The sequence below is a fragment of the Rothia sp. P5764 genome (assembly GCF_048512965.1).
Lineage (GTDB): Bacteria > Actinomycetota > Actinomycetes > Actinomycetales > Micrococcaceae > Rothia.
Map to the genome: position 1 here is coordinate 311,127 of NZ_JBLXXQ010000001.1, position 11,797 is coordinate 322,923.

Annotated in this window: 9 protein-coding genes and 1 tRNA gene; 4 read left to right on the forward strand and 6 right to left on the reverse strand. The window is 56.3% G+C overall.

What is annotated here, in order from left to right; all coding sequences use genetic code 11:
• Positions 1–43: 43 nt before the first annotated feature.
• A tRNA-Pro gene (locus ACN08Y_RS01440) sits at positions 44–117 on the forward strand.
• A gap of 3 nt (positions 118–120) precedes the next feature.
• Here the strand turns inward: ACN08Y_RS01440 and ACN08Y_RS01445 are convergent.
• Positions 121–732, reverse strand: a complete 612-nt coding sequence (locus ACN08Y_RS01445; RefSeq protein ID WP_419110849.1) for a DNA-3-methyladenine glycosylase I — start codon at positions 730–732, stop codon at positions 121–123.
• A gap of 174 nt (positions 733–906) precedes the next feature.
• Between ACN08Y_RS01445 and ACN08Y_RS01450 the strand changes: the two genes are divergently transcribed.
• Positions 907–1,470: an NADPH-dependent FMN reductase gene (locus ACN08Y_RS01450; protein ID WP_419110850.1), complete on the forward strand. Its 564-nt coding sequence runs from the start codon at positions 907–909 to the stop codon at positions 1,468–1,470.
• Between the two features lie 116 nt (positions 1,471–1,586).
• Here the strand turns inward: ACN08Y_RS01450 and ACN08Y_RS01455 are convergent, their stop codons facing one another.
• The gene (locus tag ACN08Y_RS01455; RefSeq protein ID WP_419111634.1) at positions 1,587–3,752 is read right to left on the reverse strand and encodes an MMPL family transporter; all 2,166 of its coding nucleotides are present in this window, start codon (positions 3,750–3,752) and stop codon (positions 1,587–1,589) included.
• Positions 3,753–3,869: 117 nt separating this feature from the next.
• Positions 3,870–4,883 (reverse strand): hypothetical protein, encoded by a 1,014-nt coding sequence (locus tag ACN08Y_RS01460; RefSeq protein WP_419111635.1) that lies wholly within the window; start codon positions 4,881–4,883, stop codon positions 3,870–3,872.
• A 106-nt stretch (positions 4,884–4,989) separates the two neighbouring features.
• Between ACN08Y_RS01460 and ACN08Y_RS01465 the strand changes: the two genes are divergently transcribed.
• The gene (locus ACN08Y_RS01465; RefSeq protein WP_419111636.1) at positions 4,990–6,348 is read left to right on the forward strand and encodes a cation:proton antiporter; all 1,359 of its coding nucleotides are present in this window, start codon (positions 4,990–4,992) and stop codon (positions 6,346–6,348) included.
• 49 nt (positions 6,349–6,397) lie between these two features.
• On the opposite strand, the gene ACN08Y_RS01470 is transcribed toward ACN08Y_RS01465, so the two are convergent.
• Genes ACN08Y_RS01470 through ACN08Y_RS01480 form a run of 3 tightly spaced genes read right to left on the reverse strand, consistent with a single transcriptional unit; the run spans position 6,398 to position 9,465 of the window.
• The gene (locus ACN08Y_RS01470) at positions 6,398–7,039 is read right to left on the reverse strand and encodes a LutC/YkgG family protein (protein ID WP_419099149.1); all 642 of its coding nucleotides are present in this window, start codon (positions 7,037–7,039) and stop codon (positions 6,398–6,400) included.
• The gene (locus ACN08Y_RS01475) at positions 7,039–8,664 is read right to left on the reverse strand and encodes a LutB/LldF family L-lactate oxidation iron-sulfur protein (protein ID WP_419099148.1); all 1,626 of its coding nucleotides are present in this window, start codon (positions 8,662–8,664) and stop codon (positions 7,039–7,041) included. Before ACN08Y_RS01475 ends, ACN08Y_RS01470 begins: the two co-directional genes overlap by 1 nt.
• Positions 8,665–8,667: 3 nt before the next feature.
• Entirely contained in the window at positions 8,668–9,465 is a 798-nt protein-coding gene (locus ACN08Y_RS01480) for a (Fe-S)-binding protein (RefSeq protein ID WP_419104778.1), read from the reverse strand.
• 510 nt (positions 9,466–9,975) lie between these two features.
• On the opposite strand from ACN08Y_RS01480, the gene ACN08Y_RS01485 reads away from it, so the two are divergent.
• A complete protein-coding gene (locus ACN08Y_RS01485) occupies positions 9,976–11,673 on the forward strand; it encodes an L-lactate permease (protein WP_419104779.1) in 1,698 nt (565 codons plus the stop codon).
• Positions 11,674–11,797: the final 124 nt, after the last annotated feature.

Here is an 11,797-nt window from a genome sequence, read left to right on the forward strand (position 1 = left end):
GGCCGGGGCAGGAGTTATGATTGAACAGTTGTTCTAACAACATCGGGATGTGGCGCAGCTTGGTAGCGCGCGTCGTTCGGGACGACGAGGCCGCAGGTTCAAATCCTGTCATCCCGACAGCTAGCCCCAGTTTCTTAACAAGGAAGCAGGGGCTTTTCTTGTGCCTAAAGTTTGTTCCCTGATAGGGCAGGTCAGCAGGTGGTCATTGACCATACCTGTTGCCTGCATAAAGGCATAGACAGTTGTGGGCCCCACAAACTTAAAACCCCTAGCCTTGAGGTCCTTACTCATAGACTCGGATAGGTCGGTTCGAGCCGGTACCTGTTCTGAGCTCTTCCAGAAGTTAATGATGGGCTGATAGTTCACAAAACTCCAGAGGTAATTATCAAAAGATCCAAACTCATGGCAGACCTCAACATAAGCATGTGCATTAGCCAGAACCGACCTTATTTTGAGTTGATTCCTAATAATCCCCTCTGTCTGCATGAGACTAGCGACCTGCTGGTCCCCATAGGTCACTAAAACTTCGGGGTCAAAGTCCGCATAGGCCCGGTAGAGTGACTCTATTTTGGAAAGCACGGTATACCAGCTGAGGCCTGCCTGTTGCCCTTCCAGATTAAGCATGGCCAAGAGGGCCCTGTCATTGTGTTGGGGTCTGCCCCATACCCTGTCGTGATAATCACGCTCAATTTCGCTCTGGAGAGCCCAGGGGCATCTCTGCCTGTCCAGCATAAAAACTCCCTTTCGAACTTTTCCCTGATGCGCTGCCGGGTAGACTTGACCGAAGAGTAGTCCCGCAGCAAGACGTCTAGGGGCAGCAGCAACAAGGCCACCAAGATTTACTTGATAGATACAATACGTTAGCTAGGGGTAAATGCTTTGGGCTTCGTGTGAAAGGGTAGCACCATGTCAGTAAAAATTCTTATCATCTCCGGCTCAGACCGGACAGGTTCCTTCAACACCCAGCTCGCCGAGCAGTTCGCTCAAACCGCCCAGGCTAGGGGCCTTGAGGCAGAAGTCTACAACTACTCCCATATACCCTTACTCAGTCAGAATGATGAGTTCCCCACCCGAGCTATTATTGCCCAGCTCCGCGCCGATATTAAGCAGGCAGACGGGCTACTTATTGTCTCTCCCGAATACAACGGCGCTTACCCCGCTCGCCTCAAAAACCTGATCGACTGGGCCTCACGGCCCGATCCTGCTGAAGCCCCAGGAACTCCCACTGTCCTAGCCGGTAAGAAGGTGGGTATTGCCTCGGTTGCCAACTCCAGCTACGGCAAATTTGCTCTCAAAAGCCTGGAGCATCTTATTAACTTTGTAGGTGCTGACCTGATGGACAGCCAGGGTCTCGGTATCCGCATACCGCGAGAGGCCCGTGCAGAAGGCAAACTGATTCTTGATTGGGAGCAACAGCAGAAAGCAGATACCTTCATAGCTAACTACCTGGCCTTTATCCACCAAGGATAAATTTTTACCAGCTTCTAGGAGCTAAGGACTGCAAAGGCAGCGGGCAAAAAATTACAAGAGCACTCCGGTCACCGGAGTGCTCTTGTAATTACGATTATCGCCTTGGGTTTACCTTCCTAGCCTGAGAGTTTAGAGGGCCACCAGATTTTCTTACCGAAGTCCTCTACCAGGGCCGGTATCAGCAGAGCCCGCACAACGGTAGCGTCCAAAAGCACACCAAAGGCAACGATAAAGGCCAGCTGAGCCAGGAAGATGAGCGGGATAACGCCCAGGGCAGCAAAGGTCGCAGCCAGTACGATACCCGCTGAGGTAATCACCCCGCCGGTTGCAACCAGGGCGGTGCGCAAGCCTTGCCTGGTATCCGTGAGCAGGGTTTCTTCGCGTACCCGTGTCATCAGGAAGATGGTGTAATCAATGCCCAGAGCCACCAGGAATACGAACCCGAAGAGAGGCACGGTGGGGTCTGCACCGGGGAACTTGAAAATATGGTTAAAGACCAGGGCTGAGACGCCCAGCGCAGTCAGGTAGGACAGTACCGTGGCGGCCACCAGAATGAGCGGAGCTAGAATCGAGCGCAGGAGCAGCATTAGAATCAGCGAAATAACTGCCAGCACCACCGGGATAATCAGTGCCCGGTCATGCTGGGCACTGGTGATAGTATCCAGATCCGATGCGCTAGCCCCGCCCACTAGGGCCTCAGGAGCCTGGCTCTCAAAGGCTTGACGAATCTCCAGAATGGTTGCTTCTGCCTGCGTGGAATCAGCCGGATCAGCAAGGGTTGCTTGGAGCATCACGCGGCCCTTTACCTCGGTGGGGCTGGCAGCAGCAAAGATGGGGGGCAGACTCTCAGCAGAAGCCCCTACCGGCACGGTTCCTGCCGGGGAATCAGCAGAAATAGCGGCAACCGAGCTGACACCCTCAAGGTGATCAAGAGCAGCAATAGCCGCATCTTTCTGCGCTAGGGGCACGATAATGTTGGCCGGGGAGCCAGTGCCACCTGGGAAGTGTTCAGCCAGCACATTTTGGCCGTCCCGAGCCTGGGAGGCACCCAGTACCAGGTCGGACTGGCGTACGCCCTCTGCCTGGAAAGTGGTGGAGAAGCCCGCAAAGACCGCCAGCAGAAGTGCGGTAGCCAACCAAACCTTACGGGGTTTAGCCGCTACGAAGGAGGCGATGCGCGACCACAGCCCGGTAGAGGCCTCGCGCACCTGGCCTGCGTACTTGGGGCGGGCAGGCCAGAAGGCAACACGGCCAAAGAGAGCCAGTACGGCGGGCAGGAAGGTCAGCGACGCCAGCATAGCGAGCGCAATACCGGTTGCGGCTACCGGGCCCAGTGCCTTGTTCGATGCAAGTTCTGAAAGTAAGAGACAGAGTAGACCGGCGATCACGGTTCCACCGGAAGCCAGGATTGGTTCTAGGGAGCCTTTCCAGGCTACGTTAGTGGCCTGGAAGCGGGAGCTGTACTGGGTTAGGGCTTCACGGTAGCGGGCCACATAGAGCAAGGAATAGTCAGTGGCCGCACCCACCACAAGAATGAGCAAGATGCCCTGAACCTGGCCGTTAATCATGACCCAACCAGCATTAGCCATATGCCAAATCACGAAGATAGCTCCCGAGAGCGCAACCACCGATGATGTCAGCACCAAAATGGGTAGTAGTGGTGAGCGGTAAACCACCAACAAAATAATAAAGACAACAACCAAAGCCACTATCAGAAGCAGGCCGTCAATGCCGCCAAAGGCTTCCGTCAGATCCGCGGTAAAGCCAGCCGGTCCGGTCACATAGCCGGTCAGTCCATCGGGGACCTGGCTGATATCTTCCCGGATTGCTTCTACAGTGTCACCGGTTTTACCCTCGGTGCTGATAGGCAGAATGATTTCGGCAGCCCGTCCATCCTCTGAGTAGATAACGGGTGAAGCCTCACCGGTGAAAGTGTCGTTCTGGGCCAGCCGGTCGGTAAGACCTTCCAGGTAGGTGCGCTGAGCGTCGGTCAGCTGGCCTTGGGCCTCAAATACCAGAATTGCGGGAATGGCATCGGTTCCCAAGAAGTCGCCCTGTTCTTGAACGACCCGGGTTGATTCAGCCGAGGCAGGCAGGAAGTCAGTTTGTGAGTTAGTGGAGACCTCAGAAATTTTACCGAAGTAGGGGCCACCCACTCCGGCAACCCCCAACCAGACCAGGGCGAGGGTCAGGGCGATCAGAACCCTAAGCCAGGTATGTCGGGGTTTCTGCTCTTTTGTGGGATCCTGTTTCCAGGGAGCCGTGCGAGTTAGCTGTGGCATAGGGGTGATGATTCCTTACTTCATAGTGCCTTGGCCCCTACTCTACTACTCATCGACTCAGTAGCGCTCAAGGCCAACCCCGTACGGCCCAAACCGTAGCTTCTGGTTCATGGGCCGCTAGCCGCGACCCGATACCCAGGCCAGAGCTGTTTCGAGGGGGCCACGTCGCAAGAAGGTGTGCCCCAAGAACCGTTGCCAAGCCCAGGCGAAGAGTAGAGCCAGAACAATCAGGCCGAACATCATGGGCCAGGAGTCAGCACGGGCTGGTAGCCCGTAGCCCACGGCATAGACCGAATAGGCAGCCAGAACCGCGATCTGAAGAACATAGAGAGAAAGGGTCATACGACCGGCCGCCACCAGGGGAGCCAGAAACCCTTCACCTTGGCTGAATACTCGGGCCAGCAGACAAGACCAGCCCACCACCGCGAGACAGGCACTGAGGCTAAACCCAATTTCTAGGCGGCTGGAGGTGTAGGGCAGGAATTCTGGAACGGCAGTTCGGGAGTACCAGAACAGCAGGCCTGTCAGACCGGTTCCGGCAACCGCAACTGCGGCATCTCCCACAGCTCCCCAGCTTTCCAGGCCAGCGGCCAAGATAGCGCCCAGGCAGGCATAGGTCAGCAGGGTGAGCACCTGGTAGCTGTGGCCGGTAAAGGCCCAGTCGTAGAGGTAGGCGGTGTAGCTACCGTTGAGGGTAGCCTGAGCGGCATCTGCGGCAAAGTAGGTGCGAGCCGGGGCCGCCCACCACCAGCAGGCCACCGCCAGGGCACCCAAAGCCCAAGCCGGCAAAAAGACCAGGGGTGCCATGATGAGGCTGAGCAAGCCCAGGTACTGGAGCACAATATCCACCTGAGCCCCCCAGCTACTGATATAGAGCCCCAGAGCAATCAGGGCAATTGCACGGACAACAGAGCTAGCAAAGAGACTTGGGAAACCCATGCGCTGGGATGAGTAAAAAGCTGAGGCCCCCAGAAGCAGAGCGAATAGGGGCGCAGTCAGGAACTCACTGAGGTTAAGTAGCCCAGCGGGGCCACCCGTCGGGGCAGTGTGGGCAACAAACATGCTAATCAGGGCGATACAGCGCGCCAGATCGATACCAATAATTCTGCCCGCTCCGGAATGGTCTGGCATAGTCCTCCCTCACATTTACTCAGAGATAGCCTAACACCGACTCATAAGGCGGTAGGGTAGTCGCTGGTCACTAGTCTTTTACAAACGACATATGAGAGGACGTTCTATGCCCTTTGGAGCGAGCGAAACGACAACTCTTCTTGCCGCTGGTTCCTCAACAACCAGCGAATATATCTCCATTTTTTGGATCTCGCTGGTAGCACTCCTGGCTCCTCTAGCTAGCAACCTGGTCCGCAAAAAGATTCCAGACGTTGTTTTCCTCATCATATTTGGCACCCTGATCGGCCCTCATGTCTTAGGGCTTGCCAGCGGTGACGAAGGGGTTTCCCTCCTCAAGGACCTAGGGCTGGGTTTACTCTTCCTGCTAGCCGGTTATGAGGTCAACACAGCCTCACTACGCGGTCGACAGGGTGGATTTGCCGCGGGCGCATGGGCTGTGAGCTTCACTCTGGGCTCGCTTCTTGCCATGGTTTTGACCGGTTTCAAAGGGGATCTGTCGGTCTATGCGGTCATTGGTATCGCCATGAGCTCCACAGCCTTGGGCACCCTCCTTCCCTTACTGAAAAGCCACGGCAAAACGGGAACTACGGTAGGTGAAAGCGTCATGGTTCACGGGGCTATCGGTGAGGTTCTGCCCATCTTTGCTATGTCCTTGCTCCTTTCATCGCATTCTCCTTGGCTGGCTGCTCTGATTTTGGTGGCCTTCATGCTTGTTGCCCTGTTCTCAGCAATTCTGCCTCATCGTCTTTTTGAAAAAATTCCTGGCTTAAGCAGAACCATGGCTGCCGAGGCTAACACCACTAGCCAAACCATGCTCCGCCTAGCCATGTTGTTGCTGGCTACCTTGATGATGGTAGCTGCTGTCTTTAATCTCGATGTGGTGCTAGGAGCCTTCGCCGCAGGTGTTATCTTACGCTCGCTGACCCCAGATGGAGCCTTCGAACCATTCTCCAAACGCCTAGAGGCCCTGGGCTTTTCCTTCCTGATTCCCCTTTTCTTCGTGTGCTCCGGCATGGGAATCACGGTTTCAGTTATCTGGGAACAGCCCCTGACCCTAGCAGCCTTAATCCTGGGTATTCTCTTAGTACGCGGGCTACCGGTAGTTCTAGCTGAACGGTTCTTAGACACCGGCTCAGGCTTGCAGACTCCTCAGGAGCGACTCCAACTGGGTCTCTACGCCTCAGCTGGCCTGCCCATGATTGTGGCGGTCACAGAGGTAGCGCTAGCTCATAACCTCCTCACTGAGCACAATGCTTCTCTGCTCGTTACCGGCGGTGCCCTAACAGTTCTTCTCTTCCCCTTATGGGCATCCGCTATCGGAGCAGTTGCTAAGGGTAGCCCCACCCCCACTCCGGAAGTCTCCAAGGATTCAAGAGAGCTCCGGAGCGCCAAGAAGCAAGAGCGTTCGGCTGCTGTGCAGGCAGCAACCGGCGTTATGCCCCTCGTTAAAGAGAAAGGGGAGTAGCTACCAGATCATCAGTGGTAGCTACTCCCCCAGGGCCTAACCAAAAGGCCTATTTGAGGATAATGACATCCAGGGTGCGGGGGCCGTGTACGCCCTCCACGCGAATCAGCTCAATATCGCTGGTTGCTGACGGCCCCGAAATCCAGGTCACAGGCCGGGAGAAATCCAGGCGGGAGACAGTCTCGGGAATCAGCTCCACAACAGTATCCAGGGGAACCACGCAGATGTGGTGGTCGGGCACCAGCGAGATCGCGCGGCGGCCTTCCTGATCGGTACTGTTGAGCGCAATAGTGCCGGTCTCCGCGCAGGAGACGGTGGATGAAGTCACCACAGCGTCAACGGCGTCGAGTTCACGCACAGACAGAGCACCGGGCTTGTTAGCGTTGCCCGAATCCACCATGCGGGAACGGGCGGCGGTGTCTTCAGGCAGCCACTGACTCTTCAGGCCAGAGGGGACCACGTAGCGAGCTGACTTACCCAGCAGCTCAGCGATACGCTCGGCAATGGTTTCCTCGGTTTCCTGGTAGACATTGGCCTTGTAATCAACCAGGCGGTCAATCAGAATCTCGGTGATCTCCTCAATACCTTTGTCACTCTCGCGGCGGTAGTTGCGGATAGGTTCAGCGGGCTGAGGGCTGTCCCATAGGGAGGCGCGGATGCGACCCAGGATTTCTGCTTTTGCATCAGACATTAGTTAGCCTCCTTGGGGGCAATGGGGTTAGCGGCCGCGGCGTTAGCGTGGGCCTCAGCGATCTTTGCCTGGTTAGCGGCTATAAGTGCCTGAACATCAACACGCTCGCCAGCTACACGCTGGGGAGCCTGCCCGCGTTCCTTCTTCCACTGGTTACGGAAGGAGGTCTTGGGGGGTTCAGGAATGTCACGGTAGTCGGTCCAGCCGCCCACAATACCGGGGAGCTTGGTGATCTTATGATTCTTGCCGGTAATCAGCTTGGAGGCAGGCAGACCCTTGGTTGCCAGTGCCATCATCTTGCCCGAGGAGAAGAGCTTCTTAGCGCCAAACATCATGGCATCCATCTGCAGGTGGCGGTCTTTCTTGCCACCGGCAAATTCGCCCTGAGCCTTTTCGGCGTCCACAGCCTTACCGCGCAGGTGAACCAGCACTTCGGGGATGTTGATTTTGACGGGGCAAGCATCATAGCAGGCACCGCACAGCGATGAGGCGAAAGGCAGGGTCGCGTTATGTTCGTTCTCAATGCCGCCCAGCTGGGGTGAAAGGATAGCACCAATGGGACCGGGGTAGGTGGACCCGTAGGCGTGGCCACCTGCCCGTTCGTACACGGGGCAGACGTTCATACAGGCTGAACAGCGGATGCAGTGCAGAGCCTGGCGGCCTACCTGGTCAGCCAGCGCTGCGGTACGGCCGTTGTCCATAAGGATAACGTGCAGGTTCTGGGGGCCGTCACCCGGTGTGACACCGGTCCACATGGAGGTATAGGGGTTCATGCGCTCACCGGTAGAAGAGCGGGGCAGGAGCTGGAGGAAGACCTCGTAGTCCTGAACGGTGGGCAGAATCTTCTCGATACCCATGAAAGTAATCAGGGTTTCGGGCAGGGTCAGGCACATACGGCCGTTACCTTCGGACTCCACGATGGTCATGGTGCCGGTATCGGCGATACCAAAGTTTACACCGGAGATAGCGACCTTATTGGTCAGGAACTTTTCGCGCAAACGGAAACGTGAGGCCTCGGCCAGTTCAGCAGGGTCGTTGCTCAGGTCGGGGTTGACGCCCTCAATCTTCTTGAGGAAGATGTCACGGATTTCGGTACGGTTGCGGTGAATGGCGGGTACCAGAATGTGTGAGGGGCGGTCGTTATCGCCCAACTGGACGATTTCTTCTGCCAGGTCGGTCTCGATGGCCGAGATACCGTGCTCTTCGAGGAACTCGTTGAGGCCGGTTTCTGCGGTCGCCATGGACTTGATCTTGTTGACCTCGGTGACGCCTTCAGCCTGGATCAGTTTGAGGGCAATCTCGTTGGCCTCATGGGCATCGCGTGCCCAGTGGACATGACCGCCCTTGGCGGTAAAGTTACGCTCAAATTCTTCCAGGTAGGTGTCTAGGTTGGCCATGACCTTCTGCTTGATCATGGAACCGGCGGTGCGTAGGTCCTGCCAGTCTGATAGCTCCGAGATAACAGCGGCACGCTTGTTGCGAATCTTATGGGTGGCAAAACCCAGGTTGGAGCGCAGCTGCTCGTTCTGAAGCTCACGTTCTGCGTATTCAGGGAAGGGCTCAAATTCGAAGATATTGCCCACGCCGTGACGGACTTTGGGCATACCGAGTGCGGTGCTTGACATGGTTTATTTACCTCCTGCGGTGACAGCAACGGGGCCATCGACCTTGAGCGGGTTGTCCTTGGTGGATGCTAGGATCTCGGCGTAGTGTACGGTGCGCACAGCTGAGTCCTTGCGGGAGAGGGCGCCGCCAATGTTCATCAAGCAGGAGGCGTCGCCACCGGTGCAAACTGAAGCACCGGTCTTTTCAATGTTTTCGACCTTGTCGGCAACCATTGCGCCGGAGGTGTCAGCATTCTTAAAGGAGAAGGTGCCACCGAAGCCACAGCACTGATCCAGGCCTTCAATCTGGGTGTACTCCAAGCCTTCGACGGTGCGGATGAGGTCTTCTTGGCGGGTGCCCAGACCCAGCAGACGCATGCCGTGGCAGGATGAGTGGTAGGTGACTTTCTCGGGGAAGTAGGAGCCCAGCTGCTCGGCAGCATTGGTAATACCGCAGACATCAATCAGGAATTGGGAGAGCTCAAAGGAACGAGCGGCCAATGAAGTAGCGGCCTGAGCGGTGGCGGTATCGCCTGCACGCTCAGCAATCATGGGTTGCTGGTGCCCCAGAGAGGCAACGCAGGAGCCAGAGGGCGCTACAATCGCATCAAAATCCCATTCTTCAAAGGACTTTACGTGGTTCTTGACAATGGGATAAGCATCGTCAAAGTAGCCCGAGTTGACATGCATCTGGGAACAGCAGGTCTGACCCTGCGGAAAAACAACCTCGTGACCGAGACCTTCCAGAATGTCTACAGTAGCCTGAGCCACCCTGGGGTACATTGCGTCGACGATGCACGTTGAAAACAGTGCGACACGCATCTTAATTTCTCTCTTCTTCAGTGTGGCAGTGAGCCTGCCTGAGGCCTAACACGGGCAGGTGAAAAACACGGACTTCGTGATGGGAAAGGCTAGACAGGCAGATGCCCGTTCGATTGGCTTCTTTATCCTTCATTTAACACGATAAATAAGAGATTTTAATACTTTAAATAGGTCATATTTTCTTGTGCAAAATAAGATAACCTTGCCCTGCCCTCCCCTGGCAGAAGTCAGGGACGGAGGCAAGAAGGCTACCCACCCCCCATAGAACACACAATCTCACCTGAAACAACAAAGCAAGAAGCCTGGAGGCGGCCAAGGGAGTAGAAAGCCACAGGAACGGAAGGTGACAAAAATTTATTCCCTCAAAAGTTGGTGAGCGTGAGAAGTCTCATGTATCGTAGAGCCCGAAAACAATGGTCTGACCACATGCGGTTAGACCACAAATTTTTTTGGCTTCTCCCCGCAGCTTAGGGCAGGAGCACTCACCACACATCACATAAGGAGGACGCAGTGGAAAATACCTATACCGCTGTAACCGACGCAGTCGGTGGTAGCCTCGCGCTGAGCGCCCTGGTCTCAGCCCTGCCGCTACTTGCATTCTTTATCATGCTCCTAGGCGTCAAGGCTCGTGCCCACGTCTCAGGCTTGGTCTCACTTCTCGTTGCTATCCTCGTTGCCGTCTTCGGCTTCGGTATGCCCTGGGATTTGGCCGGCATGTCCGCTTTCCGTGGCGGTATCTACGGCATCTTCCCCATTGTCTGGGTTATTCTCATGGCTATCTGGTTCTACCAGATCACCGTGCTCTCAGGCCGCTTTGAAGACCTGCGCCGTACCTTCGACCTGATCGGCGGCGGCGACCTACGCATCCAGGCCATCCTGATTGCTTTCTGCTTCGGCGGCCTACTCGAAGCTCTGGCTGGCTTCGGCGCCCCCGTTGCAATTACCGCAACCATGATTCTGGCCCTGGGTGTCAAGCCCCTCAAGGCAGCTACCACCGTTCTGATTGCTAACACCGCACCCGTTGCCTTCGGTGCTGTCGCTATCCCGATTACCACCGCAGGTGATGTTGGCGGTAAGTCAGCAGCCGATATCGCAGCAATCGTTGGCCACCAGGCTCCCTTCATCGCTTTCTTCGTCCCCTTCATCCTGCTCTGGATCCTGGACGGCGTTCAGGGTCTCAAGGATGCCTGGATGCACGCAGCGGTTATCGGCGCTTCCTTCGCTATCGCTCAGTGGTGGGCCGCAACCTACTTCGTCTACCAGCTAACCGATGTTATCGCCTGCATCGTCTCCATCGCTACGGCTGTTGTCTTCCTACGCTTCGTCAAGCCCCGCGGTGTTGAGGGCGTCCGGGAGCGCTACGGTATCACCGGTCCCATCGAAGCTGAGCACCTGCCCGGTCGTCGTATCTGGATGGCGCTTATGCCCTACCTGGTTGTTGTGATCATCTTTGGTCTGGCCAACCTAATCGATGATGTTGCCAAGTGGCTCAAGAGCACCGCGATCACTTTCGATATGCCCCTGCTCAAAGACCGTCTGCTCACCGCCTCAGGCGAGCCCGTCAAGACCGTTTACGCCTGGCCCTGGTTGAGCAACCCCGGTACCTACCTGCTGATCTCGGGCATCATCGTTGCGGTTCTCTACTCCATTTTCAACGAAAACGGCAAGTACAAGATCTCCCTGGGTGATGCTTTCAAGGAAATCGGTGCTGTTGCCTACAAGATGCGCTGGTCAGCAGTAACCATCGCCTTGGTTCTGGCCCTGGCCTATGTCATGAACTACTCCGGCCAGACCGTCGCTATCGGTCAGTACGTTGCCTCACTGGGTGTTGCCTACGCCTTCCTGGCTCCCATGCTGGGCTGGGTCGGCACCGCTGTAACCGGTTCAGATACCTCAGCTAACGCCCTCTTCTCCAAGCTCCAGGTCACCGCGGCTGAACATCTGCAGGCTAACGGTATGACCGGTGCTCACCCCGAGCTCATGCTGGCTGCTAACACCACCGGCGGTGTTGTCGGTAAGATGATTTCGCCCCAGTCCCTTGCTATCGCCGCTACCTCGGTTGATATGGAAGGCCGGGAGTCCGAAATCTTCAAGGCAGTTCTTGGCTGGTCTCTCATCTTGCTCCTGGCGGTTTGCCTTCTGGTCTTCCTGCAGGCAACCGTTCTCAGCGGGGTTCTTGTTGAGCCTTACATCACCGGTGGCCACTAAGTTTTAGTAGCCCACCGCTGAGGTAGCACTCAGTAACCCCATAAGGGCGGAGCAGTACCGGCATCAAGAGCCTGTACTGCCCGCCCTTTCCCTTACCCCAGGCCCTTCCCAAACCGAAAGTCAG

Excerpts from the sequence above, each read along its gene's own strand:
- ACN08Y_RS01445 (WP_419110849.1), bottom strand. The coding sequence starts at position 732 with ATGCTGGACAGGCAGAGATGCCCCTGGGCTCTCCAGAGCGAAATTGAG.
- ACN08Y_RS01450 (WP_419110850.1), top strand. The coding sequence starts at position 907 with ATGTCAGTAAAAATTCTTATCATCTCCGGCTCAGACCGGACAGGTTCC.
- ACN08Y_RS01455 (WP_419111634.1), bottom strand. The coding sequence starts at position 3,752 with ATGCCACAGCTAACTCGCACGGCTCCCTGGAAACAGGATCCCACAAAA.
- ACN08Y_RS01460 (WP_419111635.1), bottom strand. The coding sequence starts at position 4,883 with ATGCCAGACCATTCCGGAGCGGGCAGAATTATTGGTATCGATCTGGCG.
- ACN08Y_RS01465 (WP_419111636.1), top strand. The coding sequence starts at position 4,990 with ATGCCCTTTGGAGCGAGCGAAACGACAACTCTTCTTGCCGCTGGTTCC.
- ACN08Y_RS01470 (WP_419099149.1), bottom strand. The coding sequence starts at position 7,039 with ATGTCTGATGCAAAAGCAGAAATCCTGGGTCGCATCCGCGCCTCCCTA.
- ACN08Y_RS01475 (WP_419099148.1), bottom strand. The coding sequence starts at position 8,664 with ATGTCAAGCACCGCACTCGGTATGCCCAAAGTCCGTCACGGCGTGGGC.
- ACN08Y_RS01480 (WP_419104778.1), bottom strand. The coding sequence starts at position 9,465 with ATGCGTGTCGCACTGTTTTCAACGTGCATCGTCGACGCAATGTACCCC.